Raw genomic sequence first — 25616 nt, 5'->3', positions numbered from 1 at the left:
TACCCCCCTCTGCCCTGCCGGGCATCTCCCCCACAGGTGGGGAGATTGGCTGGGCGTGGCCGCTCGCTCCGACATCAACGTTCGGATGGGAAGCATGTCACGAGTCGATCTCCCCCCTTGTGGAGCCGTTGCAAAATACGCGATCGCGGCAGCTCTATGGCGAACCGACCTGCCCTTTTCCCCGCTCAATGCCTTGAGCGGGGTTTTTGTTGGCTTCAGGCTGGCGTTTTCAGGTTTGCGGGCGCAGTTCGGCCTTGGTCACGTCGCCATCGTCACCCAGCGGCGCATGTTGAAGGCGATCGTCGCCATCAGCACCTGGGCCCGCGCCTTGACGAGCCCGCGATAACGGATCAGCCCGAGGCCCATGCGATGCTTGAGCGTGGCGAAGGTCGTCTCAACGGCCGCACGACGTTTCGATATCATCCGGTTGAGGCGGGCAAGCCTTGGCGGCAGGACGCGGTGATGCCGGTTGGGCCGGCGCATCAGCCGCGGCTTGATGCCCTGGCTCCTCAGGGCCTTCTCGCGTGCATGGGTATGATAGGCGCTGTCGGCCAGCACGCAGGATTCGTCGCCGGTAATCAGAAGGTCGGCGACGACGGTGTCGTTGACATTGGCCGGCGTGGTCACGACCCTCAGGATCAGGCCGGATCCTTCATCGACCCCGACATGAGCCTTGTAACCATAGGCCGAACCTGCCTTGCCCTTGCGCTGCGTGAACCGCGCATCCGGATCGCTCGGTGCCTGACGCGGCAACCGCTCGCCCGGCTCGTCCCCGTCCGAACCGGACGCGTCGGCATCGAGATTGGCATTGGCATCAAGGTCGCCATTGCGACCGCGAGGCGGGCGGGCCGCCGTCGTCTCGATCACCGTCGCATCCAGCATCGTGCCACGCCGCAGGATCAGACCGGCGGCATCCAACTGCCGGTCGAGCTCGGCAAACAGCTTGTCCAGCAGCGCTTCGCTGATCAAAAGGTTGCGAAATCGGCACAGCGTTGAGTGATCCGGAAAAGCTTCATCCAGAGCAAGGCCGACGAAACGCTTGAACGACAACCGGTCGCACAACGCTTCCTCAAGCTCCATGTCCGAGAGGCCGTATAGCGACTGCAGAAGCAGCGCCTTGAACATCACCAGCGGTCTATAAGCGGGCCGACCGGCGCCCTTGCCCGTGTCATCACGCAGCCGCGCAAGGTGCTTCTCGAAACGGTACCACCTCACCAGCGACGACAACTTGTCCAGCCGACCCGACCCTTTGCCCTGAGGGATCAACGCATCGGCGAAACTGAACTGGCCACCATCCCGAACCGACATCGCATCATCTCCGCTCATCGCTAAGACAGAGAATCACAACGGTGAGATTTTGCAACGGCTCCCTTGTGGGGGAGATGTCCGGCAGGACAGAGGGGGGTAACACGCACTCGGATCTAACGATCCGTGCTCCCGCGCCAAAGCCAACGCGAGTAGAGAGCCACCCTACTCCGTCGTATCATCATCCCCACGATCCTCGACATCCTGCAGCCGCACGAATTCCGTGCCCTTGGCCTTGAGATCGAGGATCGCCTTCGCCACCCCCTCGCCGGCGGCGTGGGTCGGCTGGTTGATGTGGGAGATGACGACGTCGCCGTCCTTGGCGGACGAGATGCGTTTTTCCGTGATCGCGGCACCAAGAAGCGAGCCGCCGTCGCCGTTTACCGAGTAGCCGGCGATGCGGTAGCCCATGGCGCGGATCTGGGCGATCGAAGAGAGGTCGTATTTGGCGGTCGAGCCGCGGAACCAGCGGGGGGCCGGGATGCCGGAGGCGAGCATGGCGTCGGCGCCGCCTTGGACTTCGAGGCGCACGGCTTCAGGAGAACCGGCGGATGCGATGCCGTAGATCGACACCGGCTGGTCGACGGCGGGAATGTGGTTCTGGCCGTGATTTTCCAGTTCGAACAGATCGGGATTGGCGAGCATGACCTGCAGCGCTTGCGGGTTGTGCTTCAGCCAGCGGGCGGTGACGAAGATCGTTGCCGGAATGCGTTCAGACACCAGCACCGAGAGGATACGCTCGTCGGCCTTACCCATGCAGGCGTCGAAGGTGAGCGCGACGCGGGCATGGCCCTTGATATCCGAACGGGCGACGCGCAGGTGCGGCTCGACGAGCTTCGCGGATGATGTCTGCTTGGGCGGTGTCTGCCTGGGCGCGGTCTTCGGGGCGGACTTCGGCGCCGGGTTTGCCGTCCCTGCGTCCGACGAAGGCTGAACCACCGGCGCCGGCATCGTGGCTGCGACGACGGGCTGGATCGTTGCCGTTTGCCCGGCAGCGGCCATTGCGACCGGGGCAAGGAGCAGCGCCGAGGCGAGGACGAGGTTTTTCATTGTGCCGGGACCGTGGAGTTCAAACCGAGTTCAGATGGCAGCAGCCGTATAGTGATCGCATCGGCCGCTTCCACGGCAAATTTACGGCCGGTTTCGGCGCATTGCTGTTTCTGTCGATAAATAAGTCGTGGCCGCGCGGCAAGGCGTGATCAGCCGGCCGAACGTTCGTCGAAGGCAGCGCGGGCTTTTTCCACATCCGGCAGGTAGTCGATCGTCCAGGCATAGAGCGCCTTGAACGGCGTCTGCAGCGAACGGCCGAGCGGGCTGATGCGGTATTCGACCGCAACAGGCGAGACGGGAATGACCTCGCGCGTCACGAGCCCGTTGCGCTCCAGGCGGCGCAGCGTCTGGGTCAGCGCCTTCTGAGTGATGCCGCCGAGTTGGCGCTTGATGGCGTTGAAGCGCAGCGGCCCGCGATCGAGCACGGTCAGGATCATCATCGACCATTTGTCGGCGATCTGCTCGAACAACAGCCGGCTCGGGCAATCGACAACGAAGCTCTGCTCGATAGCGTCGGGGCGGTCCGCGCGGCAATTGACGGGGGCTGCGATCGGCCGATGTTCGTTCATGGCGGTTTCCTCGATGCTACCTAGGCGCCTCGTAGTGCCTCATTGACACTAGGTATATAGAATACACTTAAGGCGCGCCACCTTTCTACAGGAGTTTGCCCGTAATGAATGCAGCTGACGTCAACGCGCTGTTTGCGCCGTTCAAGATCAAATCGCTCGACCTCAAGAACCGTATCGTCATGGCGCCGATGACGCGGACCTTCGCGCCGGAGGGCGTTCCGGGAGCCGATGTCGAGGCCTATTATCGCCGCCGCGCCGAAGACGGCGTCGGGCTGATCCTTTCGGAAGGCACCGTCATCGACCGGCCGGCGGCCAGCAACCACGAGCGCATCCCCTTCTTCCACGGCGAGAAGTCGCTTGCCGGCTGGAGCAAGGTGATCAAGACGGTTCACGACAAGGGCGGCAAGATGGGGCCGCAGATCTGGCATGTCGGCTCGGTCGCCCATCCGGCCGGCGACTGGCCGACGAGCGGTGTCGAAAGCCCGTCCGGTCTGCTTGCGCCGGAAACGCCGCGCGGCGAAGCGATGAGCGAGGAAGACATCGCCGACACGATCGCAGCCTATGCGCGGGCCGCCGCCGACGCCAAGCGGCTCGGCTTCGACACGTTCGAGATCCACGGCGCGCATGGCTATCTGATCGACCAGTTCTTCTGGGCCGGCACCAACAAGCGCACCGACCGCTATGGCGGCGCGACGCTGAAGGAACGCGCCCGCTTCGCCGCCGATGTGGTGAAGGCGATGCGCGAGGCCGTCGGCCCCGACTATCCGATCATCCTGCGTCTCAGCCAGTGGAAGCAGCAGGACTACAAGGCGCGGCTCGCCGAAACGCCTGACGCGATGACCGACTGGCTGATGCCGCTGGTCGAGGCGGGCGTCGATGTGCTGCACTGCTCGCAGCGCCGCTTCTGGGAGCCCGAGTTCCCCGAGATCGACGGCGAACAGGGGCTGAATTTCGCCGGCTGGGCGAAGAAGCTCACGGGTGCGGCGACCATCAGCGTCGGCTCTGTCGGTCTTTCCGGCGATTTCATGGCGGCATTCGGCGGCGAGAGCTCGAGCGTCGTCGGGCTCGACAATCTGGTGCGGCGCATGGAGCGCGAGGAGTTCGACCTGATCGCCGTCGGCCGCGCGATCCTGAGCGATCCGCAATGGGTGACCAAGGTGCGCACCGGCGACAATGAAAACATGCGCCCGTTCACGGCAGCCGCCTTCGGCGAACTGGTGTAAGGCGTCACCTGCGACACGAATGCGAAACGGCGGCTCCATCAGGGCCGCCGTTTTGCTTTGGTCTGGACGAGAGGCTCTCAGGCTACTCAGTCGTAGAGGTAATATTTGGTCCACTTGTCGCGCGGAACCTTGTCGCCGATCTGGTAGCTCAGCTCGCGCACATTGATGTGCTGCGGACCGGTGATGCAGCTGTAGGACAGGTGATACCAATCACCCCTGCTGCGGAAAACCGCACCCGGAGCTTCCAGACGATCGTCGCTCGGGACCGGGTCCTTGAAGGTGTAGGCGATCACCTTGTCCGGCTTGTAGCCGGTGGCGTCCTTGTTGATGCGGCTCATGGCCTCGGTGTCGCAGCTCTGTTCGAGGCGCGTCGCGGGGTCGAGCTTTTCGAGCTGCTTCTTGATTGCGGGGTCGACGGCGAATGCGGTGGGTGCAAAGGCGGGGGCGGCAAGGCTGAGAGCGGTCAGAACAAGGGCGATACGTTTCGGCATTACTGAAGAAATCCTTTGCAAGCTCATTCCGGAATGCTGCGCGGCCGGTTCAGCAGAGGCAGCTTTGAGGGCCGCCCGGCCATGGCAGAATTCCGCACGATGGGAGCGGACTTTCTTAAATATTGTGGTCACATCAAGGCAAGGTGAGGATTGCTTGGGTTTTGCACAGTCACCATTTAGCGAGCGTCGCATGGCACTCTTGCGCGTGGCTTTTGCCGCTTGATCGACAGCGCTTGCGTCTCTATCTCTTCACAACCTGAAATGCCGACCCCGGAGCTCCCCTTGTCCGTCTTCAAGAACCTGCCGAACCCGCCCGTTGCGCCGAAGAAGCCGCATTCCGACACGCGTCACGGCATCACCCGCACGGACGATTACGCCTGGCTGCGCGCCGACAACTGGCAGGCGATGTTCAAGGATCCCTCGATCCTCGACCCCGAAATCCGCAAGCATCTGGAGGCGGAAAACGCCTATATGAACGCGGCGATGGAAGACACCAAGCCGCTGCAGAAGACGCTGTTTGCCGAGATGCGCGGGCGTATCAAGGAAGACGACAGCTCGATCCCGATGAAGGACGGGCCCTTCGCATACGGCACCTTCTTCGTGACCGGCGGCGAGCAGCCGCGCTACTTCCGCATCCCGCGCGACGCCGACATCAAGGATGAGAGCCAGCGCACCGTGCTGCTCGACGGCGACAAGGAAGCCGAGGGCAAGGCCTATTTCCGGCTGGCCGGCATCGACCATTCCACCGATCACGATCGCGGCATCTGGGGCTATGACGACAAGGGCTCGGAGTTCTACACGCTGAAGGTTCGCGACCTGAAGACCGGGGAGGACCTTCCCGACCTGATCGAGAATACCGGCGGCGGCGGCGCCTGGGCGCCCGACGGCAAGAGCTTCTTCTATTCGGCGCTCGACGAGAACCACCGCCCTTCGAAGGTGTTCCACCACATCATCGGCACGCCGCAATCGGAAGACCGTCTGGTCTACGAGGAAGAGGATGCGGGCTTCTTCATGGGCGTCGGCGGTTCGCTGCTCGACGACTTCATCTATATCGACATTCACGACCACGAGACCTCGGAATATCTGCTGATCCCGACCAGCGATCTTACCGCCAAGCCGAAGATGGTGGCGGAGCGCGAAGAGGGTATCGAGTACACGCTGACCGAAGGCGGCGACGTGTTCTACATCCTGACCAACGACGGCGACGCCAAGGATTTCAAGATCATGGAAGCGCCGGTCGATAATCCAGGCAAGGAGAACTGGCGCGAGGTGGTGCCGCACAAGCCGGGCACGCTGATCATCAGCCACATGGCCTATGCCCGCCATCTGCTCTGGCTGGAGCGCAAGGACGGCCTGCCGCAGATCATGATCCGAGACCGGGCGACCGGCGAGGAGCACGCAATCGGCTTTGCGGAAGAGGCCTATTCGCTCGGCCTGCAGGGTGCCGCCGAATATGACAGCGACGTGATCCGTTTCTCCTACTCCTCGATGACGACGCCATCGCAGCTCTACGACTACAACATGGTAACGCGCGAGCGCACGCTGTTGAAGACGCAGGAAGTGCCCTCGGGCCATAACATCGACGACTATGTCACCCGCCGCGTGTTCGCGCCTGGTTGGGATGGCGTCGAGGTGCCGGTGACGCTGCTTTATCGCAAGGACACGCCGCTCGACGGCTCTGCCCCCTGCCTGCTCTACGGCTACGGCGCCTATGGCGTGACCATTCCGGCGAGCTTCAACACCAACTGCCTGTCGCTCGTCGACCGCGGCTTCGTCTATGCCATCGCCCATATCCGCGGCGGCAAGGACAAGGGCTTCGCGTGGTACGAAGACGGCAAGATGGAGAAGAAGACCAACACCTTCAAGGACTTCATCGCGGCGGCCGACTATCTGAATCAACAGAAGTTCACCTCCTACGCAAACATCATCGCCGAGGGCGGCTCAGCCGGCGGCATGCTGATGGGGGCGATCTCTAACATGGCGCCGGAGAAATTCGCCGGCGTCATCGCCGCCGTTCCCTTCGTCGACGTGCTGAACACCATGCTCGACGACACGCTGCCGCTGACCCCGCCGGAATGGCCGGAATGGGGCAACCCGATCGACAGCCGCGAGGAATACGACCAGATCGCCGCTTACTCGCCCTACGACAATGTGGAGGCCAAACCCTACCCACCGATCCTGGCACTGAGCGGCCTGACCGACCCGCGCGTGACCTATTGGGAGCCGACCAAATGGGTGGCGAAGCTGCGCGACAAATCGACCAGCGGCGCGCCGGTGTTGCTGAAGACCAACATGGACGCCGGCCACGGCGGGGCGTCCGGGCGGTTCCAGCGGCTGGAAGAGGTTGCGTTCGAGTATGCGTTTGCGGTGAAGGTGGCGGGGAAGATGTAATCCGCTTGCGGGGTGCCGTGGGGTACCCCCCTCTGCCCTGCCGGGCATCTCCCCCACAAGGGGGGAGATTGGCTGGGCGCGGCCGCTCGTTCCACTCTCATTGCTTGGCGTAGGCCTTAACCGCGAGTCGATCTCCCCACCTGTGGGGGAGATGTCCGGCAGGACAGAGGGGGGTAATTCTTGCTCCCCCGCCAACGCAAGGAGCCCCAATGCCCGTCCACATCGCCCTCATCCGCGCCATCAATGTCGGCGGCACCGGCAAGCTCGCCATGACCGAGCTGAAGGCGATCTGCGAGACGCTCGGCTTTACCGACGTCAAGACCTACATCCAGAGCGGCAACGTGCTGTTTCGCGCAGACGCCAACGAGACCGATGTCGCACGCGCGTTGGATGACGCGCTCGGCGAGCTGCTGGGCAAGAAGCCTGGCGTGATGGTGCGCAGCCGCAGGGAGATGGGGGCGATCGTCGCCAAGGCGCCCTTCCCCGACGCCAAGCCGAGTTTTCTGCTCGTCAGCTTCCTGCCCGAGAATGCGCCTAAGAATGCGCTCGACAGGATGGTGGCGCCTGACGGAGAGGAGGCGGTGGTAGATGGGCGGGAGATCTATGTGCACTATCCCATCGGTTCCGGCAAATCGAAGCTGAAGCTGCCGGCGCTTAATGCCGGTACATCGCGCAACATCAATACCGTTCGCAAGCTCGCCGAAATGGCGGCCGCGATGGAAGATGGCTGAGACCCGCTTTACGGCGGCGGCGCATTATTTTAGTCTTCCCTAATTCACAATAGCATCGCATCTGTTTCCTGCTTACCGGGAGGGACCGATATGGCGAAGTACAGAGCGCATCTGCCGCAGATCGACGGCGGGTTTTATGCGAGCGACGGGGGCATGGAGACGACCTTCATCTTTCACGACGGGATGGAGCTGCCGCATTTTGCGTCCTTCGTGATGGTTGACGACGAGGAAGGGCGGGACCGGTTGCTGGTCTATTATCGCCGCTATCTCGAGATCGCCCGCAAGCACCGCACCGGCTTCATCCTGGACACGCCGACATGGCGGGCCAATCCCGACTGGGGCGAGAGGCTGGGCTATGACGCCGAGGCTTTGCACCGGGTGAATTTGGCTTCGATCGAGCTGCTGTTGCCGCTCCGCGACAAATACGAGGAACCGGGGCGGCCGATCGTGATCTCAGGGGCGATCGGGCCGCGCGGCGATGGCTACAAGGCGGGCAACATGAATGCTGCCGAGGCCGAGGATTATCATGGCGCGCAGATCAGAAGCTTTGCGACAAGCGAGGCCGACATGGTGGCCGCCTATACGCTGACGAACATCGACGAGGCGATTGGCGTGGCGCGCGCGGCGGCGGCCAATAATATGCCCTGCGCGATCTCGTTTACGGTGGAGACCGACGGCCGACTGGTGACGGGGCGGAGCCTGCAGGATGCGATCGAGACCACGGATGCGGCGACCGGCGGCTCGCCCGCCTACTACATGATCAACTGCGCGCACCCGACCCATTTTGCAGGCGCGCTCGACGCGAACAGCGGCTGGACGCGGCGCATCGGTGGCCTGCGCGCCAATGCTTCGCGGATGAGCCATGCGGAACTCGACGAAAGCGAGACGCTCGATGCCGGCGATCCATCAGATCTCGGGGAGCGGTATCGGGTGCTGTTGCGCGACATGCCCGAGATCAGGATCGTCGGCGGCTGTTGCGGCACCGATCACCGCCATGTGGCGGCGATCTGTGAGGCTTGTGTGCCGGCAGCTGCTTGAGTTCAGTGCTCGGCGTGCGCCGCAGCCTTGCTGCCGCCGTGGCCGCTGATATCGGCGCCGGCGGTGCTGGAGAAGCGCAGGTTCCAGAAGGTGGCGGTGAGCGAGACCGCGGTCACGAACAGGAAGGCGGCCGAGAAGTCATGCAGTTGCGGCGTGTCGCCGCTGCCGGTTGCCGACATCGAGACATGCAGCACGAAAGCGCCGACGCAGATGCCGAGCGACAGCATCAGCTGCTGGAAGGTGGTGTAGAAGCTGGTTGCGGCGCTCATGCGGTCGCGCTCGATCGCGTCATAAGCCACCGTGTTATAGGCGGTGAACTGGAACGACATGAAGAAGCCGCACATGACGAGCACCGCGAAGATCAGGCCGAGCGGCCAATCGGGGCGGAAGAAGGCGCAGAGCGCGTAGCCGAATGTGGCGGTGAAGCCGTTGAACACCAGCGCGTTGCGGAAGCCGAAGCGGCGCAGGATCCTCGGCGCGAAGGCCTTCATCGCCATGGAGCCAATGGCGGCTGCCGTCACCAGCTGGCCGGCCTTGGCGGCGGAGAGGCCGAAGCCGAGCTGGAAATAGAGCGGCAGCAGGAAGGGTTGCGCGCCCTGCGTGATGCGGGTGAGCGAACCGGCGATGACAGAGGTGCCGAAGCTCGGCACCTTCATCAGCGAGAAATCCATGATCGGCGCGGGATGCTTGCGCGCATGCTTGAGATAGGCAATGCCGAAGAGCACGCCGATCGCGATCAGGAACAGCGCGAACATCCCCTCGCCGGGACGGCTGGAGCTCTCGAAGCCGAAAAGCAGCGAGCCGAGCGCAATGCCGGAGAGGATGAAGCCGACGGTGTCGAAGCGCTTCTTCGTCTCGCCCTTGAAATTCTCGATGAAGATCGAGACCAGGACGAAGCCGAGTATGCCGATCGGGACGTTGATGTAGAAGATCCAGCGCCAATCGAGATAGGTGACGATCATGCCGCCAACGGGTGGGCCGAGGATAGGGCCGATCAGCGCCGGCACCAGCAGCCACGACATGGCGTTGACCATATCCTTGCGGGCGACGCTGCGCAAAAGCACGAGCCGGCCAACCGGCATCATCATGGCGCCGCCGAGACCCTGCAGCAGGCGGGCAAACACCAGACACCAGAGATTGGGCGAGAGCGCGCAGCAGATCGAGCCGAGAACGAAGACTGCGATGGCCCACCGGAAGACCGTGCGCGAGCCGAAGCGGTCTGCGATCAGGCCGCTTGCCGGAATGAAGATGGCGAGGCTGAGCAGATATGACGTCAGCGCGATACTCATCGACGGCGCGGTGACGCCGAAATCGCGCGCCATGGTGGGAAGTGCAGTCGCCAGAACCGTGGCGTCCAGCTGTTCCATGAACATGGCGCTGGCAACGATCATCGCAATCAAGCGGAAATTGAGCGGCGGGCGTCCAACGACAGCCGCCTGGTAGATCTGATCCGACATCGTCAGGGATCGCTCGCGAATACGCGGCTCAAGCGCGAAGGCAATCGCCGCGGGCATGAAATGGCAAGGCGCCAAGGGTGAATGAAGTTTTTATATACGCCCGCAAATGTGGCGGGGTTATGCTGAAATGGCAAGGCTGATGTGAGCTCAGCGTATGGGTATATTAGCGATGATCGCGCATCAGCGTTTCGTAGTCGCGACCGCCGGAGAAGATGTTGGTGATGAGGATGGTGTCGGGCTCGACGCGGTAGAGTATGACGATGCTGCGCCGCTCTACGCGTTCATTCCTGATGATGCTTGTTCGCAAGCGTCTTTATCCAGGCAGCCATCTCCTGGCTGCTCAGGCTCGGCCTGGGATCATCAAGCGATTCCTGCACCCGCGCCCTTATGGCGGCGATGCGTTCCTTGTGCTCTTCCTCCTGGCGCATCCAGGCGCGCATGGCGGCGCGGATGACTTCGCTGGTGGAGGCGAAGGCGCCGGCATCGATCTCGGCATTGATCACATCGACCATTTCCGTTGGCAGCGTGATGCTGAGCTTTTCCATGTGTGGCTCCCGCGTTTGCGTCTGGAGGTGCGATTTAATCCTACCACTGCGGCCATGCGGCAGCAATCGGCGCGCGGGGTCGGTCGCGGCAACAAGATTGCGGGGATTATAGTGGCGGAATCATCCCTCCGCCGCGCTTCGCGGATAAAGCACTTGCGGGCCATCAAGAGGTGTCGCGCCTTGCGGGAGCGGCGCGCTTTTAACCGCGGCCGGTGTACGACCGAGGCGACTTGCCCAGACGATGAAAGCAATCGAGACCATCGCCACCGCGCAACCTGCGACGACGTCAACTGCATAATGATTGGCATTGGTTACCGCGGAGCATGCCATCGCGACGTTCAAGGCGATCACCGGGTATCTTACTGGTGCAAGCGACCACGCGGCCCATGCACACAGGAAAGCCACAGCTGCATGGACGGAGGGAAAGGTCAAAATGCCTTTGCTGGCCTCAACGCTCCAGACAAAATTGGCGTCTTCGCGAACAGCGTTGAACTGGTCGAGGAAATCGTAGCCGTAGAGCGGGTTGAGGTTTTTTAACAGGGAGCCATCGAAGCCATAGTAGGAGTAGGTGCCGACCGCAGGTGTCCAAACAGAGATGAGGCTGGATAGAAAACAGATGACCGCAAAACTGGCGACCATTACATGCGCCCGCTTTGCGTGGCCGGCGATCGCCAGCAAAAGCGGCCAAAGCAGCAACTGTAATGCGAATGTGCCGTATGCTGCGTTCAAGATGATGGCGAGTACCGGATGGCCATCGACTACGCCAATCACATAGTGCCAATCAAAGCCAATTGCCGCATCCAGGGCCGCGAGGTTGTGATCCTGCAGGGGCAGGTTCAGCCGAATAGCAAGATACGTTGCTAGTGCAATTGGTGTCGTGAGCAGGAATCCATAGGCGACACATGTCGTGCCCTCTCGCACACGCGGCATGTCAAATCGTGTGCAAAGAGCAGCAATCAGCAAGAACGCGGCAGCACAAGCGAGAATAGGAGCGATACCGGCGAGGTCGATGGCCAATCCGCTGACGGCAGCCAGACCAAAGGTTGAGACGTAGGCCCCCAGAACGACCATCTCCGTCACGCGCTTCGCATTATCAACGCCCATTGCAACCTCGAATACCCGTGTCGGATATTTGAAACCACTAGCAAATAACCATAAGGGGAAAGTTAATAGGAAATCGCTAACTGGTTGCATCTCGCACGCGATCGACGGTCTTGGCGCGGCATTACCTCCTATTTCCGAATTGCATTTCCCGCCAACGCGCTCAAGCTCTCACCGGAGGAGCGCCGGGGCGCCTTGGCCGTCGGCGAAAATGGGAGAGAGGGGCAGATGCGTCTATATCTCATCGTGGCGGCCGCGACCGTTCTCGTGGCGGGGAGTGCCGAGGCTTATCAGAAATGCGGCGGCAGCCCTTCTGTCGATGTCTACTGGGAGAAATCGGTCCTTAGCGTCAACGGGACCTTCTACCAGATGAAGAGCGAGAAGCTTGGAAAGAAAAGTGCGCGGCTCGTCGGCCACGACATGACTTTCGTCAAAAGCAAGGGCGGCAACGACGTGCTGATCCGCAATGGTGGGAGCACGCACTATACGTGCCAGAAGACTGAGGGTGAATTGGGCGCGGTCAGCATCGTTCCCTATCGGGCGAACACGATCGTCAAGTCCACGGCGGAGGTCGAATACCCGGACGATACCGGCAATGGCGCGCAGGCCTCTTCCCGCAATGGCCGTGGCAAGGGCGGCGGCGGTGGAGGTGGTGGGGGCGGTCACGGCGGAGGAGGCGGTGGCCATGGCGGAGGCGGAGGCGGAGGTGGTGGCGGCGGCGGAGGCGGTGGTGGCGGCGGGCGCAACCGATGAAGTTTGGGCCAACACACGGCGCTTGAGCGCTTGCGCCGGCAGGGCCTGAGCCCTACCTAAAGCCTATGACCATTGCACCCGCACAGACGTCGCGCCCCTTCCCCTTCGACAACAGCTATGCGCGGTTGCCGCAGAATTTCTTTGCCCGGCAGGCGCCGTCCGCCGCCGCCGAGCCGTGGCTAATCAAGCTCAACGAGCCGCTGGCGCGAGAGCTCGGGCTCGATATCGAGGTTTTGAAACGTGATGGGGCCGCGATCTTTTCCGGTAATCTCGTGCCTGAGGGCGCAGATCCGCTGGCCATGGCCTATGCCGGGCATCAGTTCGGCAGCTTCGTGCCACAGCTCGGCGACGGGCGGGCGATCCTGCTTGGCGAGGTGATCGACATCAAAGGCCGGCGCCGTGATATCCAGCTGAAGGGTGCCGGGGCGACACCGTTTTCGCGGCGGGGTGACGGGCGCGCGGCGCTCGGGCCGGTGCTGCGGGAATATATCGTCAGCGAAGCCATGCACGCGCTCGGCGTGCCGGCGACGCGGGCGCTGGCGGCGGTCTCGACCGGGCAGCCTGTCTATCGCGAGCAGATCCTGCCGGGTGCGGTGTTTACCCGCGTGGCGGCGAGCCATATCCGGGTCGGCACCTTCCAGTTCTTTGCGGCGCGCGGCGATACCGAGGGCGTTCGGGCGCTCGCCGATTACGTCATCGACCGGCATTATCCCGAGCTGAAGGACGGAGCCAATCCCTATATCGCGCTGTTCGAGGCTATTGCTGAACGGCAGGCGGCGCTGATCGCCAAGTGGCTGCATGTCGGCTTCATCCATGGCGTGATGAACACCGACAACATGACCGTTTCGGGCGAGACGATTGATTTCGGCCCCTGCGCCTTCATGGATGCCTATGATCCCGGCACGGTGTTTTCCTCGATCGACCAGAACGGCCGCTACGCCTATGCCAGCCAGCCCGGCATCGGGCAATGGAACCTGGCGCGGCTTGGCGAAACGCTGCTGCCGCTGATCGACGCCGATCAGGACAAGGCGGTGGAGATCGCCAATGTCGTCATCAAGGATTATGGCGAGCGTTTCCAGCTGCACTGGATGCGGGGGATGCGCGAGAAGATCGGTCTTGCTGATGTCGAGGACGACGATCTCTCGCTGATCCAGTCGCTGCTTTCGACCATACAGGCGGGACAGGCGGATTTCACGCTGAGCTTCCGGCGCCTGTCGCATCTGGCGGCCGACGACAGTGCCGAAGACGCGTTCCTGGATACGTTCAGCGACAGCGCCGCGGCGAAGGATTGGCTGCTGCGCTGGCGGGAGCGGCTTGCGCGCGAGACGACGACTCCGAACGAGCGCAGCGTGGCGATGCTTGGCGCCAACCCCGCCTTCATCCCGCGCAATCACCGCATCGAGCAAGCGATCGCAGCCGCCGTCGAGGATGCGGATTTCTCGCTGTTCGAAGCGCTGCTCGACGTTCTCGCCAGGCCCTATGAGGATCACGCGGAGTTTACCGCCTACATGCAGCCGCCCAAGCCCGAGGAGCGGGTGTTGCAGACATTTTGCGGGACCTGACTGGCCGCATTCCACTACCAGGACGCTAGCGTCCGTCGTGACCTTTCGACGCGGCCAAGCGCCTGCGTTTCATGGCTTTTTCGTGGCAGCTAACGAAACATCGATTCAACGCTCGCCCGTAAATCCAGATTCTGTCGCATTTTCTAGCCAGTTTGCGCACCCCCATATTGTGGCGGTTGAAAGGCAGATGGGGCCGCTCTATTTCCGCTGATGACGCTTGCGGCAAAATGTCTTGTTCGCCGTTTGCGTGCATTCCTGACCACTCCCGATCCCCCTCGGGAGCTTTATGCATTTCAGTTGGAGACCGGCCTGATGGCGATCGTCTTAACATCCATCCTCTTCATTCTGATAGGATTGGCACTCGGCGGAGGCGGGCTCTGGCTCGTGCTGCTCGGTGGTAACTTCTTCTATCTCTTCGCAGGCATCATGTTCCTGCTGACCGCTGCACTGCTCTTGAAGCGCAAGGCGTCGGCCCTTTGGGTCTATGCCGTGCTCGTCGTCGTTTCGCTCGTCTGGGCGATCAACGAAGTCGGCTTCGACTGGTGGCAGCTCGGACCGCGCGGCGGCCTGATCATCCTGCTCGGCCTGTGGCTGCTTACGCCCTCGATCCGCCGTCCGCTCGGCTTCTCCGGCACGACCGGCGCGCCCTACCCGGCCAGCCCCTGGCCGCTCGCCATTCCGGTTCTGATCGCGATCGTGGTTGCCGGCTATTCGATGACGACGGACCCGCATGACCAGAACGGCAGCCTGCCGACGGCCATGACCGGCACCACGACATTTGGCGGCACGGTGACCGACGGCGAGTGGCACCAGTATGGCCGCACACCCTTCGGCCAGCGCTATTCGCCGCTGGAGCAGGTCAACGTCAGCAACGTCAAGGACCTGAAAGAGGTTTGGCGCTACCAGACCGGCGACGTGAAGCGGCCGGATGACGTCGGCGAGACGACCTACCAGGTCACGCCGCTCAAGGTTGGCGATACGCTGTACATCTGCACGCCGCACAACCTTGCCATCGCGCTTGATGCCAAGACCGGCAAGGAAAAGTGGAAGTTCGACGCCAATTCCGGCATGAACCCGGACCGACAGCACCAGACGTGCCGTGGCGTGACCTACTACCACGATACGGCAGCGGCTGCCGGCGCTCCCTGCGTCGACCGCGTCTACCTGCCGACCGCCGATGCCCGCCTGATCGCGCTCGACGCGCTCGACGGCAAGGTCTGCACCGATTTCGCCGAACAGGGTACGCTGCACCTCGAAAAGGGCATGAAGTACAACCCCGCCGGCTACTACTACTCGACCTCGCCGCCGGTGGCGATCGACGGCAAGCTGATCATCGGCGGCGCTGTCAACGACAACTACTCCACCCAGGAGCAGTCCGGCGTCATCCGCGCCTTCGACATCCACACCGGCGCGCTGGTCTGGAACTGGGATTCGGGCAACCCCGACGTCACGACGCCGCTGCCCGAGGGGCAGACCTACACGACGAACTCGCCGAACAGCTGGTCGGTTCTGTCCGCTGACGAGGGTCTCGGCCTGATCTACGTGCCGCTCGGCAACCAGGTGCCCGACCAGCTCGGCATGAACAGAAGCGCCAATGTCGAGAAATTCTCGTCGTCGGTCGTGGCTCTGGACATGAAGACCGGCCAGTTGCGCTGGGTCCAGCAGTTCGTGCATCACGACCTGTGGGACATGGACGTTCCGGCACAGCCCGTGCTCTTCGACATGAAGAAGGCGGACGGCACCGTCGTTCCGGCACTCGTGGCGCCCACCAAGCAGGGCGACCTCTACGTGCTCGACCGCCGCACCGGCGAAGCGATCATTCCGTTCAAGGAAATCCCCGCGCCGCAGGGCACGATCCCCGAGGATCATGCTTCCCCGACGCAGCCGATCTCGGACCTCACCTTCTCGCCGCCGCCGCTGCATGAGAAGAACATGTGGGGCGTGTCGCTGTTCGACCAGCTCGCGTGCCGCATCGAGTTCCACCGCTACAAGTATGAAGGCCGCTATACGCCGCCGTCGCTGGAAGGCACGATCGTCTATCCGGGCAATTTCGGCACCTTCAACTGGGGCTCGGTCGCGGTCGATCCGGAACGGCAGATCATGTTCGGCATGCCGACCTATCTGGCCTTCACCTCGCGCCTGGTGCCCGCCGCCGACATCCCGCCGAAGGGTGCGGGCGAAAAGGGCAGCGAACAGGGCCTGAACCGCAATGACGGCGCGCCTTATGGTGTGGTCATGGGTCCGTTCCTCGGCCCGCTCGGCATTCCCTGCCAGGCACCGCCATGGGGTTATGTCGCCGGCGCCGATCTCACCACGGGCAAGACCGCCTACAAGCTGGTGAACGGCACGGTTCGCGACATGAGCCCGTTGCCGATGCCCTTCAAGCTCGGCGTTCCCGGTATCGGCGGCCCGATCATCACCAAGGGCGGCGTTGCCTTCCTCGGTGCCGCGGTCGACGACTACCTGCGCGCCTATGACGTGACCAACGGCAAGCAACTGTGGCAGGCCCGCCTGCCGGCCGGCGGCCAGTCGACGCCGATGACCTACACGACATCAGACAACAAGCAGTATGTCGTGATGGTGGCCGGCGGACACGGATCGATCGGCACCAAGCCGGGCGACTACGTCATCGCCTACACGCTGCCCTAAGCAGTTTCAACGACCACCGAAATGGCCGCCTCCGGGCGGCCATTTTGCGTTTGGGCCTTTGATGGACAGCGCGCGATTATGACAACGAAAGGCTGGCGCAGGCTTATCGAAGCAATTCTTCCGTGCATTGTCTCAGGGGGAATTTTCATGAAGATCGGCGACGGCATCTCGAGCGCTTATGGCTTGAGCAATCTTTTCCAGCAATCCGGCCAGCGCAACAAGCAGCAGCCGATGACGATCGAAGACAGCATTCGCCAGACGGGCGCGTCGCTTGCACCCAGCACGACGCCGCCCTCGATCTCCAGCACGATGTGGGCGCTGCAGGCGACCGACCAAAGCCAGACGATGTCAGGTGTGGAAGACGACGCCAAGGCCCGCCACGACGCCATCGTCAGCGAATTCAGCGACCTCGCCAACATGACGCTCGCCGAACGCATCCGCAAGCAGGTGCTCGACAGCCTCGGGATGACCGAAGACAGCCTGAAGGGTATGTCGATGGACGACCGCGCGGCGATCGAAAAGCAGATCGCCGACGAGGTGAAGCGCCAGCTGACGGGCAATGACGACAAGGGCGAGAGTGCTGCGGCGGATATCGGCGCGGTGTGAGTCTTGCCGTGTAGCTTGGTGGGACGCGAGATCGCGGCCCATGATCGCTGCCGCTGCGATAGGCCTCTCCGGGCGCCACAAACTCCACCCTCATTCCTGTCCTTGTGACAGGAATCCAGCCACGGCGCGTCTGCGCCGTGAATGACCTGCTCCCAGCATTCGTCCGAAGAAGAGTCTTCTCGCCGCGCGGACGCGTGTCGGCTGGATTCCCGCCACAAGGGCGAGAATGAGGGAGAGGATGGGGGCGCTTCGGCTAAGATTTAACCGTGGTGCTTGGGATTAAGAGATTGATTCAAGCAGATGCGAGCGAGATTCATATTTGCACTGTAGGTATATGAAATATCTCGACAATTTTGCAGATCCTGTTGCGCACCAATGGGTACTGCAGAGCTGAAAATCTACTGACAAACGTTTTCAGCGTTCGTAGAGACTATCGACGAAGGCCTTGTCCGCAACTGGGCCGCGATCGTTTCCGGCGCGAGCCCGCAGTGCGCGACCATACGCAAGTCCCCGCTCGACCAATGTGTCGTCGGATTGATCCTGCGGAGCCTCCGGCTCGCTCTGGCCTTTGCCAGCACCCGTCTCGTCGTGCGCCATCTGGCTTCTCCGTGAGGGTTTCAGTCTAATGCCGGCGTCGTTGCTCAGCAAGCCGCCCGCCCCCTCACACCATCTCCGCCACGATCCGCCCCACCTCGCCGAACACCGGGTTGATCTCGGCGGTCGTGACCGTGGCGTTGGTGACGTAGACGGCGATCAGGATGGGGCCGTGGCCGGGGGGCCAGCAGATGGCGATGTCGGCGGCGGAGCCGTTCTTGCCGGTGCCGGTCTTGTCGCCGATCTTCCAGGTTTCCGGCAGGCCGGTGCGCAGGCGTTCGTTGCCCGTGGTGTTGGCGACCAGCCACTCGATCAGCGTCTTTTGCGAGGGCTCCGACAGGACCGAGCCGAGCGTGATGTTGCCGAGCGTGTCGAGCATGGCATCGGGCGTGGTGGTGTCGCGCGGGTCGTCCTTGGCGATGTCGTTGAGATCGGGCTCGATGCGGTCGAGGCGGGTGGAGCCGTCGCCGAGCGTGCGCAGCCAGTTGGTCAGTTCCTTCGGGCCACCAAGGCTTTCAAGGATGAGATTGGCCGCGGTGTTGTCGCTCAGCGTGATCGCCGCCTTGCAGAGATCGCCGACGCTCATGCCCTCGCCGCCGACATGTTTCTCGGTCTCGGGCGAATAGGCGATGAGCTGTTCCTTCTCGTAGACCACGCGGCGCTCGAGATTTTCCTCGCCCTTGTCGACGCGCGACAGCACCATGGCGGCGGCGAGCACCTTGAAGGTGCTGAACATCGGGAAGGTCTCGGTCTCGCGATAGCCGAAGGAGATGTTGGTCTCGGTATCGATAACAGATACGCCGATGCGCCCGCCGATCTGCTTTTCCAGCGCGCCGATGCGGCGGTCGATCTCGTCGTCGCTCTCTTCGGCGCGAACGATCCCCGGCAGTAACAGCGCCGGGGCGAGCAATGCGGAGCCGAGCAGTGTGCGGCGGCGGAGCGAAAAGGGATGCATGAAAAGACCTCTGCCAGAATCGATGAAGGCATCAATGAGTACGGGGTTAAAGCGGGATTGTGGCCCGCTTGCGTCGCCCGCGCCTTCGCCATCGGAATGCGTTGATCTTTCAGATTCGCATTCCCGGCATCAAGCCCTTCTCTGGCATCACAAGCGTCAGGCGGCCTTTTTGGCCGCCATCTGCGTGACCTCGACCGTCACATGCGACAATTGGCCGAGCGTCGCGAGCTTCTCTTTGTAGAAGGACGGCGCGCGCGGGGCCGATGTGGCGACGGCGACGATCGCCGCGTGGTGGCCAGGGCCGACCTGCCAGACGTGCAGATCGGTTATTTCGTCGCCATCGGTCTCGACCACCTTGCGGATCGCCTTGGGCAGATCGCCCGCCGCCGGCAATGTGTCGAGCAGAACGGCGCCGGATGCCTTCATCAAGCCCCAGGCCCACTGCGCGATGATGACGCCGCCGACGATGCCCATCAGCGGATCGAGCCAGAGCCACCCATAGAGGCTACCGAGCAGAAGTGCCGCGATGGCGAGCACCGAGGTCAGCGCGTCGGCGATGACGTGGACATAGGCGGCGCGCATGTTGTTGTCGGTGGCGCGCGGGGCGTGGCTGGCGTGGTCACCGTGACGGGCGTGGGAGCTATGGTGCGCATGGTCGCCGTGGTGCGCATGCGAACCGTGGTGGGCATGGGAGCCGCGATCACCGTGGCTCCCATGGCTGTGGCCATGCGCGTGGCCGTGGTGATGGTGGTCGTCCTTCAGCAGCCAGGCGCTCAAGACATTGACGGCGAGGCCGAGGACGGCGACGCCGATGGCCTGGGAGAAGCTGATCGGAACCGGATTGGCGATGCGCAGCACGCTTTCATAGGCCATCAGCAGCGCGATCAGCGCCAGGATGATGGCGCTGGCGAAGCCGGCGAGATCGCCGAGCTTGCCGGTGCCGAAGGTGAAGCGCGGATTGTGGGCCTGGCGGCGGGCGTAAAGATAGGCAACCGCCGAGATCAGCATGGCGCTTGCATGGGTCGACATGTGCCAGCCATCGGCGACCAGCGCCATCGAGCCATACCAGGTGCCGGCGGCAATCTCGGCCACCATCATCGAGGCGGTCAGCGCGATGACGAGCCAGATGCGGCGGGTGTTACGGTCATGGTCCTCGCCGAGGAAGACGTGCTCGTGCTGCAGGTTGTTTGTCTGTGCGCTCATCGCACGCTCCTTGTCGGTGGCCTTGTCAGTGGTCTCGCGCCCTCAGGCGCATCAGCGGACGTAGGTTCTCAGAACCTCGGAAATTTCCTCGACGGCCTCGCTGCGCGCCTTCTCGTCGGCAGCGTGCAGCACATGCTCGTGCAGGTGGTCATCCAGCACCTCGCCGGTCAGCCCGTTCAGCGCGCCGCGGATGGAGGAGAGCAGCTGCAGGATTTCGCCGCAGGGCTTTTCGGCCTCAAGCGCCCGCTCCACCGCATCCATCTGGCCCTTCAGCCGGTTGATGCGGGCGATCAGCTTTTTCTTGTTGTGCTGGGTGTGGGACATGATCTTCTCGATATAGGATAGGGGGGTACCCTATCTCAAATGAAGACGGAAGGAAAGCGGGCGCACGGCTTGACAAGACGAAGAATTGGGAAGATGTATTGCGCCATGATCAAGAACGCGCACATCAACCGCTCGTATTTTTGGCTGTACCTGTAAAGGGCGGCTGGACAGATCTTATTGTCAACAAGCCGCCGTCAGGCGGCTTTGTTGTATCTCAAGCGTCCTGACGGCAGAACACCACGAAACGCCAGACCGGGACGTAAAGACATGACCGACATCGAAGGCAGCGAAATCTCATTGATCCGCCCGCCGGTGATCAATATCCGTGCGGCCAAGCCGCGCGACCTTCCCGAACTCAACGACATGATCGCGCTGCTCGCCAAGCACCACGGCGACGCCGCCGGCTCGACGCCGGAGCAGCTCGAGCGCGACCTGTTCGGCCCCCTGCCCTGGATCACCGCGCTGGTCGCGGAAACCGACGAAGGCCTGATCGGCTACGCCATTCTCGTGCCGCTCTACCGCGCGCAGGAAGGCGCGCGCGGCATGGATCTGCACCATCTCTTCGTGCGCGACGGCCATCGCGGCCACGGCGTCGGCCAGCATCTCGTCAACCGCGCCCGCGATACCGCCCGCAACGCCGGCTGCGGCTACCTCTCGGTCAGCGCCGCGACCGGCAACATCCAGGCGCACCGCTTCTACGAACACATGGACTTCATCCCGCGCCCGGTCACCGGCATGCGCTATCTGCAGGCGCTGGCTTAGAGGTTCAGACGGCCCTTTGTGGCGCCCCCAATCGCATCGGCGGCTGCGCCTTTCAGCGCAGCACCGGTTCGCCGTGGAAGCGGCGGCGGGAGGGTTTGGAGACGCCGAAGCCGATTTCCATCATCAGGCGCGGCTTTTCGGTGGCGACGGTTCCCATGTGGAAGCCGAAGGGGTCTTCCACGAAGCCGGAGCCGGCCTTGCCGGTCAACGTGATCGGGCTGTCCTTGCCGTAATAGTCGATGATCTCGTCGGCGGGGTGGCCGACCAGCAATGTCAGCTGGTGCTTCATGCGGCGCTTGTTGTGGCTGCCCCGGACGAAGACGTGCGGGCCGGTGCCTTGATCCACATCCACGAGATAGAAGAAGAACTTCAGCATCCGCCAGTCGTCGAGATCGAAGTGATACTTGTCGAGCGAGGCAAGGCTGCGGTCGGCTTCGCTGGCCTTGGTGGGGAAGCTCCACCATGTGCGGGTGGTGATCAGTTGCGCCTGGGCGCCGAGATAGCGGCGGGCGATCTCCGACAACAGCGGATCGCGCTGCACGGTCAGCACCGCCGGGCAATCCAGCGCCCGCTCGAAATGGTGGCCGGAGAGGATGGGGCGGCCGAGCCGGTCTTCGGTGGCGCGATGATCCGATGCGCTGAACTCTATCTTGCGGTCGAAATTGCCGAAGCACGGGGTGGCGTGGCCGAAGGCGGATATCTCCTGCGTGATATCAGCCGGCAACTGCAAATCGGGGAAGATACCGTCGCGGTTCAGCGCATCCACGGCGGTTTCGGCGTTCACGCCTTTAAAAATGGTCGGGAGGTTGTCGATCGCGCCGTTGCTTTTCCTGGCCGTCAGCCAGTGGGCGCGGCGGCCGGGAATGGTGCGGGCGAGCAGGAACATCGGCAGCCAGGCCGGGTTCTCGCGGATATCGGCCATGTAGGTGGGAATGCGGACCGCCATGCGCTTGAGCTTGCCGCCCTTGCGCGCGACCGCTTCGAGATCATTTGCGGAGGCGTTCAAGGCGGCACCACTGGCGGGAGATACTGATGAGCTGTGCATTTCAGCTGGCCTTTCGCAAGACGTTTGAGGATCGTCATTCGGCAGCGGCATGCGCCACTGCGGGGCATTCAGTCGAATTTGCTAATAAATGCTGCAATGCGGCGATTTTGGGGTATTTCTACCCTCAATGGCCAGGCACCGCCTTCAGGTAGGCGGCAATCGCCTCCAGATCAGCCTTGGGTAGGTGGGCGACGTTCTGCTGCACCTCGGTCATCGATCCGCCGGCCGAATCGAAATCGGGCGTGAAGCCGGTTTCGAGGTAGTTGGCGATGTCGGCCTCGCTCCATTCGCCGATGGCTTTCGAGCCCGGCGTGATGTTGGGGATGGTGCCCTGCCCTTCCGGATTGGGAGCGCCGGCGAGCCACAGATCCGGCTTCAGGCCGCCCAGCGCATCGCGCGGGGTGTGACATTCGCCGCAATGGCCGAGGCCCTCGACCAGATACTGGCCGCGTTTGACCTTGTCGTCGGCATTTTGAAGCACGACGCGCGGACTGTCGTTGAAATAGAGAAACTTCCAGCCGCCAAGCGCCAGCCGGATGTTGAACGGGAAAGGCAGCTCATGCGGCGGCGCGACGTTGCTGCTCTTCGGCAGGGTCTTCATGTAGGCGTATAGGTCGTTGACGTCCTTGTCGGTCATCCGCGTATAGGAGGCATAGGGGAAGGACGGATAGAGATGCGAGCCGTTGGGCGCGACGCCGCGCTTCATGGCATTGCCGAATTGAGCGAGCGTCCAGTTGCCGATGCCGGCCTGCTCGTCACTGGAGATATTGGGGACGTGGAAGGTGCCGAAGGGGCTCTTCAGCGCCAGCCCGCCAGACAGCGTCAGCTTGGCATCGCCTTCGGCACTGGGCGCCGCGTGACAGCTGACGCAGCCGCCGGCCCAGAAGACCATCTCGCCGTTCTTGACGTCAGGAGCGCCGAGGTTCGCCCAATGGCTCTCAGGCAGCGGGTTGGGCGCGGTTACCAGGTAGAAGACGGCGCCGCCCAAGACGGCGACGCCGACGAGACAGAGAACAAACCTGATAAACCTGCGAAACATGCACTGCTCTCCCATCGTCCTTGACGCTTACTGGACATAAAGCGATCCGCCCGGCGGGCAAGGCCGGACGGATCGCAGAAGACGGATCGCCCAAGGGAGGATCCCCCCGGGCGAACAGAAAGGGGAGACCTATTCCTTCTTCACGCGGTAGTTCTGATGACAGCCGCCGCAGTTGGCGCCAAGCGTCTTCAGGCCAGCGCCGACGCCTGCGGCGTCTGCCGGAAGCTGGGCGAGCAGCGTATCGGCATCCGTGCCGAGCTTTGCCGAGCGGGCCTTGAAGTCATCCATGTTTTCCCAGATCTTCGGGCTCGCCTCGGAATCGGCGGAGGCGTTTTCCGTGCCGGGTCCGAACTGATCCGGGAAGGCCTTGGCGTTTTCCGAGATCGTGGTCAGCGCCGCCTTCACGGCTTCGGCGTCATAGGGCTTGTCGCCCTTGGCGATGCCCGAGAGCGCGCCGGTGGCGCCGCCGATCTTCTTCATCATGGCAACGCGTGCGTCATGCGTGCCCTCTCCGGCCGCCAACACCGACGTGACCCCCATGCCGGCGACCATGATGGCCGCGACGATTGCTTTTACTCTCATGTCTCCACTCCTCTTCGATACCGAGATTTTCGAAGCCCGGCGCTTCGTTTTTACGCGGGCATGATGGCAAATTAATCTCAGCTAAAAAGTAACAAGTGGGTGAGAGTGCAATAAATTCAGGAATTTGCGGTTTCGGCGTTTTTCATGCCGGCGCCCGCCAGCCATGCCAGGCAGTCAGTATCGCGATCGCCACCAAAAGGCCGCCGGCGATGCGACCGACGAGGATGGTGGCGCGTGGGTTGGAGATCAGCAGCGTGCGGCTGCGCGAGGCGGTGACGGCGATGGTGCCGTAGATCGCCGCCTGCGTTGCCATGGTCATCAGCCCCATGACGATGCCCTGCAGCCAGATCGGCCCATAGACGGGCTTCAGGAACTGCGGATAGACCGCCAGCATGAAGAGATAGGCCTTCGGATTGATGAGGCAGGTGATGGCGCCCTGGCGAAAGGCGCGCCAGCCCGAACCGCTCGTGCCACCTTCGACTGATGAAACCGTGATTGAGCTTGCGATCAGCGTGTAGCCGATCCAGGCCATGTAGGCGGCGCCGATGAAGAGCAGCGGGTTGAAAAGCGCCGGGAGCAGCGTCGCCAGGAGGCCGACGCCGATGGCGCCATAGAGCGAATGCACCGCCCCGCCCGCCATGATGCCCGCCGTCGCCGCCATGCCGGCGCGCCGGCCAGACGTCAGCGAATTGGCGAGCACGAAGAGCATGTCCATGCCCGGGACGATGATGATGCCGAAGAGAAGGGTGAAATAGAGCCAGAGGTTTTCGCTGTAGGTCATGTCAGTTGCCTATCGTCGATCCGCGATGCAGAGCTTGCGGATAGCGTTGAATTTCAATTCGATAGGGTGATCTGTACGACGGCCCAACTGACAGTGTAGTGTCAGGAGCGTTTGGCGGAGGAGAGGATATGCGCAAGGCGTCCCGGCTTTTCGAGATCATACAGCTGCTGCGGCTGGCGAAGCGACCGGTGACGGCCGCCGTCATGGCCGAGGCGCTGGAGGTGACGGTTCGCTCGATCTACCGCGACATCGCGGCGCTGCAGGCGATGCGCGTGCCGATCGAGGGCGGGCGTGGGATCGGCTATATTCTCCGGCCCGGCTTCGACCTGCCGCCGCTGATGTTTACGATCGAGGAAATGGAGGCGATCGTGCTCTCGCTGGCGCTGGTGGAACGCACCGGCGACGCGGCGCTGAAGCAGGCCGCCAAGAGAGTGAACCAGAAGATTTCAGGCGCCGTGCCGGCACCGCTCCGAGAAGCGATGGAGGGAAAGGCGCTCTACGCTTGGGGCACGATCGCGCCCTCGCCGGAGGGTCTGGATCTCTCGCTGGTGCGCGGCGCGATCCGCGACGAGCGAAAATTGACGCTCGATTATCGCGACGAGCTCGGCCGGGGCAGCCAGCGCACGATCCGGCCGATCGCGCTCATTTATTACTCGCAGAGCTCGAACATCGTTGCATGGTGCGAGCTGCGCGAGGCGATCCGCAATTTCCGCAGCGACAGGGTCGAGCGCTGCGTGGAGGCCGAGGGCTTCTTCAAGGGCGAAGGCGACGGTTTGCGGACGCTCTGGACCTCGGGGTGGACACAGACGCCGGCCGCCGTTTCGGCGATCTGACGCCGTCCCCGTGGCTGGGATCACGGG

The 25616-nt window shown here is 63.0% G+C and carries 26 protein-coding genes; 10 read left to right on the top strand and 16 right to left on the bottom strand.

What is annotated here, in order from left to right; all coding sequences use genetic code 11:
• Positions 1 to 258: 258 nt before the first annotated feature.
• From ACVTFQ_RS03720 to ACVTFQ_RS03710, 3 genes are all read right to left on the bottom strand, one after another.
• Entirely contained in the window at positions 259 to 1326 is a 1068-nt protein-coding gene (locus ACVTFQ_RS03720; protein ID WP_162718251.1) for an IS5 family transposase, read from the bottom strand.
• A 144-nt stretch (positions 1327 to 1470) separates the two neighbouring features.
• Positions 1471 to 2355 (bottom strand): polysaccharide deacetylase family protein, encoded by an 885-nt coding sequence (locus tag ACVTFQ_RS03715; protein WP_111564465.1) that lies wholly within the window; start codon positions 2353 to 2355, stop codon positions 1471 to 1473.
• 149 nt (positions 2356 to 2504) lie between these two features.
• Positions 2505 to 2828, bottom strand: coding sequence for a winged helix-turn-helix transcriptional regulator (locus ACVTFQ_RS03710; protein ID WP_209233021.1), 324 nt, complete (start codon positions 2826 to 2828; stop codon positions 2505 to 2507).
• A gap of 200 nt (positions 2829 to 3028) precedes the next feature.
• Between ACVTFQ_RS03710 and ACVTFQ_RS03705 the strand changes: the two genes are divergently transcribed.
• Positions 3029 to 4147, top strand: coding sequence for an NADH:flavin oxidoreductase (locus ACVTFQ_RS03705; RefSeq protein ID WP_111564464.1), 1119 nt, complete (start codon positions 3029 to 3031; stop codon positions 4145 to 4147).
• 86 nt (positions 4148 to 4233) lie between these two features.
• Here the strand turns inward: ACVTFQ_RS03705 and ACVTFQ_RS03700 are convergent, their stop codons facing one another.
• Entirely contained in the window at positions 4234 to 4638 is a 405-nt protein-coding gene (locus tag ACVTFQ_RS03700) for a DUF930 domain-containing protein (protein WP_111564463.1), read from the bottom strand.
• A 282-nt stretch (positions 4639 to 4920) separates the two neighbouring features.
• On the opposite strand from ACVTFQ_RS03700, the gene ACVTFQ_RS03695 reads away from it, so the two are divergent.
• From ACVTFQ_RS03695 to ACVTFQ_RS03685, 3 genes are all read left to right on the top strand, one after another.
• Entirely contained in the window at positions 4921 to 7029 is a 2109-nt protein-coding gene (locus tag ACVTFQ_RS03695) for a S9 family peptidase (protein WP_112437438.1), read from the top strand.
• A 209-nt stretch (positions 7030 to 7238) separates the two neighbouring features.
• Positions 7239 to 7760, top strand: coding sequence for a DUF1697 domain-containing protein (locus ACVTFQ_RS03690; protein WP_111564461.1), 522 nt, complete (start codon positions 7239 to 7241; stop codon positions 7758 to 7760).
• A 90-nt stretch (positions 7761 to 7850) separates the two neighbouring features.
• Complete coding sequence (locus tag ACVTFQ_RS03685; RefSeq protein WP_111564460.1) at positions 7851 to 8798, top strand: homocysteine S-methyltransferase family protein; 948 nt, start codon at positions 7851 to 7853, stop codon at positions 8796 to 8798.
• Positions 8799 to 8800: 2 nt separating this feature from the next.
• Here ACVTFQ_RS03685 and ACVTFQ_RS03680 read toward each other — a convergent pair whose 3' ends face one another.
• From ACVTFQ_RS03680 to ACVTFQ_RS03665, 4 genes are all read right to left on the bottom strand, one after another.
• Positions 8801 to 10255 carry a DHA2 family efflux MFS transporter permease subunit gene (locus ACVTFQ_RS03680; RefSeq protein WP_111564475.1) on the bottom strand — a complete coding sequence of 485 codons (1455 nt, stop codon included), beginning with the start codon at positions 10253 to 10255 and terminating at the stop codon, positions 8801 to 8803.
• Between the two features lie 163 nt (positions 10256 to 10418).
• A complete protein-coding gene (locus ACVTFQ_RS03675; protein ID WP_181459317.1) occupies positions 10419 to 10562 on the bottom strand; it encodes a hypothetical protein in 144 nt (47 codons plus the stop codon).
• Positions 10537 to 10800 carry a ribbon-helix-helix domain-containing protein gene (locus ACVTFQ_RS03670; RefSeq protein WP_111564459.1) on the bottom strand — a complete coding sequence of 88 codons (264 nt, stop codon included), beginning with the start codon at positions 10798 to 10800 and terminating at the stop codon, positions 10537 to 10539. Before ACVTFQ_RS03670 ends, ACVTFQ_RS03675 begins: the two co-directional genes overlap by 26 nt.
• Positions 10801 to 10920: 120 nt before the next feature.
• The gene (locus tag ACVTFQ_RS03665; RefSeq protein ID WP_162718287.1) at positions 10921 to 11904 is read right to left on the bottom strand and encodes a phosphatase PAP2 family protein; all 984 of its coding nucleotides are present in this window, start codon (positions 11902 to 11904) and stop codon (positions 10921 to 10923) included.
• 225 nt (positions 11905 to 12129) lie between these two features.
• On the opposite strand from ACVTFQ_RS03665, the gene ACVTFQ_RS03660 reads away from it, so the two are divergent.
• From ACVTFQ_RS03660 to ACVTFQ_RS03645, 4 genes are all read left to right on the top strand, one after another.
• Positions 12130 to 12654 (top strand): hypothetical protein, encoded by a 525-nt coding sequence (locus ACVTFQ_RS03660; RefSeq protein WP_210208065.1) that lies wholly within the window; start codon positions 12130 to 12132, stop codon positions 12652 to 12654.
• Between the two features lie 65 nt (positions 12655 to 12719).
• Entirely contained in the window at positions 12720 to 14216 is a 1497-nt protein-coding gene (locus tag ACVTFQ_RS03655) for a protein adenylyltransferase SelO (RefSeq protein ID WP_111564456.1), read from the top strand.
• A 312-nt stretch (positions 14217 to 14528) separates the two neighbouring features.
• Complete coding sequence (locus tag ACVTFQ_RS03650; RefSeq protein WP_112437078.1) at positions 14529 to 16865, top strand: glucose/quinate/shikimate family membrane-bound PQQ-dependent dehydrogenase; 2337 nt, start codon at positions 14529 to 14531, stop codon at positions 16863 to 16865.
• Between the two features lie 147 nt (positions 16866 to 17012).
• Entirely contained in the window at positions 17013 to 17471 is a 459-nt protein-coding gene (locus tag ACVTFQ_RS03645; RefSeq protein WP_111564454.1) for a hypothetical protein, read from the top strand.
• Positions 17472 to 17885: 414 nt separating this feature from the next.
• Here ACVTFQ_RS03645 and ACVTFQ_RS03640 read toward each other — a convergent pair whose 3' ends face one another.
• From ACVTFQ_RS03640 to dmeR, 4 genes are all read right to left on the bottom strand, one after another.
• Positions 17886 to 18068, bottom strand: coding sequence for a hypothetical protein (locus ACVTFQ_RS03640; protein WP_111564453.1), 183 nt, complete (start codon positions 18066 to 18068; stop codon positions 17886 to 17888).
• A gap of 64 nt (positions 18069 to 18132) precedes the next feature.
• Entirely contained in the window at positions 18133 to 19020 is an 888-nt protein-coding gene (bla, locus tag ACVTFQ_RS03635) for a class A beta-lactamase (protein WP_111564452.1), read from the bottom strand.
• 156 nt (positions 19021 to 19176) lie between these two features.
• Positions 19177 to 20223 carry a CDF family Co(II)/Ni(II) efflux transporter DmeF gene (dmeF, locus tag ACVTFQ_RS03630; protein WP_111564451.1) on the bottom strand — a complete coding sequence of 349 codons (1047 nt, stop codon included), beginning with the start codon at positions 20221 to 20223 and terminating at the stop codon, positions 19177 to 19179.
• A gap of 51 nt (positions 20224 to 20274) precedes the next feature.
• Positions 20275 to 20547 (bottom strand): Ni(II)/Co(II)-sensing transcriptional repressor DmeR, encoded by a 273-nt coding sequence (gene dmeR / locus ACVTFQ_RS03625; protein ID WP_111564450.1) that lies wholly within the window; start codon positions 20545 to 20547, stop codon positions 20275 to 20277.
• 267 nt (positions 20548 to 20814) lie between these two features.
• Here dmeR and ACVTFQ_RS03620 point away from each other — a divergent pair, with 267 nt between their 5' ends.
• Entirely contained in the window at positions 20815 to 21309 is a 495-nt protein-coding gene (locus ACVTFQ_RS03620; protein ID WP_112950202.1) for a GNAT family N-acetyltransferase, read from the top strand.
• A 52-nt stretch (positions 21310 to 21361) separates the two neighbouring features.
• Here the strand turns inward: ACVTFQ_RS03620 and ACVTFQ_RS03615 are convergent, their stop codons facing one another.
• From ACVTFQ_RS03615 to ACVTFQ_RS03600, 4 genes are all read right to left on the bottom strand, one after another.
• Entirely contained in the window at positions 21362 to 22354 is a 993-nt protein-coding gene (locus tag ACVTFQ_RS03615; protein WP_470423672.1) for a phytanoyl-CoA dioxygenase family protein, read from the bottom strand.
• Between the two features lie 124 nt (positions 22355 to 22478).
• Complete coding sequence (locus tag ACVTFQ_RS03610; RefSeq protein ID WP_112437080.1) at positions 22479 to 23393, bottom strand: cytochrome c; 915 nt, start codon at positions 23391 to 23393, stop codon at positions 22479 to 22481.
• Between the two features lie 129 nt (positions 23394 to 23522).
• Positions 23523 to 23975: a c-type cytochrome gene (locus ACVTFQ_RS03605; protein ID WP_111564447.1), complete on the bottom strand. Its 453-nt coding sequence runs from the start codon at positions 23973 to 23975 to the stop codon at positions 23523 to 23525.
• 142 nt (positions 23976 to 24117) lie between these two features.
• On the bottom strand, positions 24118 to 24756 hold the full coding sequence (locus tag ACVTFQ_RS03600) for a LysE family translocator (protein ID WP_111564446.1): 639 nt from the start codon (positions 24754 to 24756) through the stop codon (positions 24118 to 24120).
• Positions 24757 to 24884: 128 nt separating this feature from the next.
• Between ACVTFQ_RS03600 and ACVTFQ_RS03595 the strand changes: the two genes are divergently transcribed.
• Positions 24885 to 25589 carry a helix-turn-helix transcriptional regulator gene (locus ACVTFQ_RS03595; protein WP_047507677.1) on the top strand — a complete coding sequence of 235 codons (705 nt, stop codon included), beginning with the start codon at positions 24885 to 24887 and terminating at the stop codon, positions 25587 to 25589.
• The last annotated feature ends 27 nt before the right edge of the window (positions 25590 to 25616 follow it).

The sequence above is a fragment of the Rhizobium sp. O111 genome (genome assembly GCF_055616315.1).
Note: the sequence above shows the minus strand (reverse complement) of the source record. Positions and strands in the feature narration are given on the sequence as shown.

Bases quoted from the DNA above. Each gene is read 5' to 3' on its own strand.
- ACVTFQ_RS03720 (WP_162718251.1), bottom strand. From the start codon at position 1,326: ATGAGCGGAGATGATGCGATGTCGGTTCGGGATGGTGGCCAGTTCAGT.
- ACVTFQ_RS03715 (WP_111564465.1), bottom strand. From the start codon at position 2,355: ATGAAAAACCTCGTCCTCGCCTCGGCGCTGCTCCTTGCCCCGGTCGCA.
- ACVTFQ_RS03705 (WP_111564464.1), top strand. From the start codon at position 3,029: ATGAATGCAGCTGACGTCAACGCGCTGTTTGCGCCGTTCAAGATCAAA.
- ACVTFQ_RS03700 (WP_111564463.1), bottom strand. From the start codon at position 4,638: ATGCCGAAACGTATCGCCCTTGTTCTGACCGCTCTCAGCCTTGCCGCC.
- ACVTFQ_RS03690 (WP_111564461.1), top strand. From the start codon at position 7,239: ATGCCCGTCCACATCGCCCTCATCCGCGCCATCAATGTCGGCGGCACC.
- ACVTFQ_RS03685 (WP_111564460.1), top strand. From the start codon at position 7,851: ATGGCGAAGTACAGAGCGCATCTGCCGCAGATCGACGGCGGGTTTTAT.
- ACVTFQ_RS03680 (WP_111564475.1), bottom strand. From the start codon at position 10,255: ATGTCGGATCAGATCTACCAGGCGGCTGTCGTTGGACGCCCGCCGCTC.
- ACVTFQ_RS03670 (WP_111564459.1), bottom strand. From the start codon at position 10,800: ATGGAAAAGCTCAGCATCACGCTGCCAACGGAAATGGTCGATGTGATC.
- ACVTFQ_RS03665 (WP_162718287.1), bottom strand. From the start codon at position 11,904: ATGGGCGTTGATAATGCGAAGCGCGTGACGGAGATGGTCGTTCTGGGG.
- ACVTFQ_RS03660 (WP_210208065.1), top strand. From the start codon at position 12,130: ATGCGTCTATATCTCATCGTGGCGGCCGCGACCGTTCTCGTGGCGGGG.
- ACVTFQ_RS03655 (WP_111564456.1), top strand. From the start codon at position 12,720: ATGACCATTGCACCCGCACAGACGTCGCGCCCCTTCCCCTTCGACAAC.
- ACVTFQ_RS03650 (WP_112437078.1), top strand. From the start codon at position 14,529: ATGGCGATCGTCTTAACATCCATCCTCTTCATTCTGATAGGATTGGCA.
- ACVTFQ_RS03645 (WP_111564454.1), top strand. From the start codon at position 17,013: ATGAAGATCGGCGACGGCATCTCGAGCGCTTATGGCTTGAGCAATCTT.
- ACVTFQ_RS03640 (WP_111564453.1), bottom strand. From the start codon at position 18,068: ATGGCGCACGACGAGACGGGTGCTGGCAAAGGCCAGAGCGAGCCGGAG.
- bla (WP_111564452.1), bottom strand. From the start codon at position 19,020: ATGCATCCCTTTTCGCTCCGCCGCCGCACACTGCTCGGCTCCGCATTG.
- dmeF (WP_111564451.1), bottom strand. From the start codon at position 20,223: ATGAGCGCACAGACAAACAACCTGCAGCACGAGCACGTCTTCCTCGGC.
- dmeR (WP_111564450.1), bottom strand. From the start codon at position 20,547: ATGTCCCACACCCAGCACAACAAGAAAAAGCTGATCGCCCGCATCAAC.
- ACVTFQ_RS03620 (WP_112950202.1), top strand. From the start codon at position 20,815: ATGACCGACATCGAAGGCAGCGAAATCTCATTGATCCGCCCGCCGGTG.
- ACVTFQ_RS03615 (WP_470423672.1), bottom strand. From the start codon at position 22,354: ATGCACAGCTCATCAGTATCTCCCGCCAGTGGTGCCGCCTTGAACGCC.
- ACVTFQ_RS03610 (WP_112437080.1), bottom strand. From the start codon at position 23,393: ATGTTTCGCAGGTTTATCAGGTTTGTTCTCTGTCTCGTCGGCGTCGCC.
- ACVTFQ_RS03605 (WP_111564447.1), bottom strand. From the start codon at position 23,975: ATGAGAGTAAAAGCAATCGTCGCGGCCATCATGGTCGCCGGCATGGGG.
- ACVTFQ_RS03600 (WP_111564446.1), bottom strand. From the start codon at position 24,756: ATGACCTACAGCGAAAACCTCTGGCTCTATTTCACCCTTCTCTTCGGC.
- ACVTFQ_RS03595 (WP_047507677.1), top strand. From the start codon at position 24,885: ATGCGCAAGGCGTCCCGGCTTTTCGAGATCATACAGCTGCTGCGGCTG.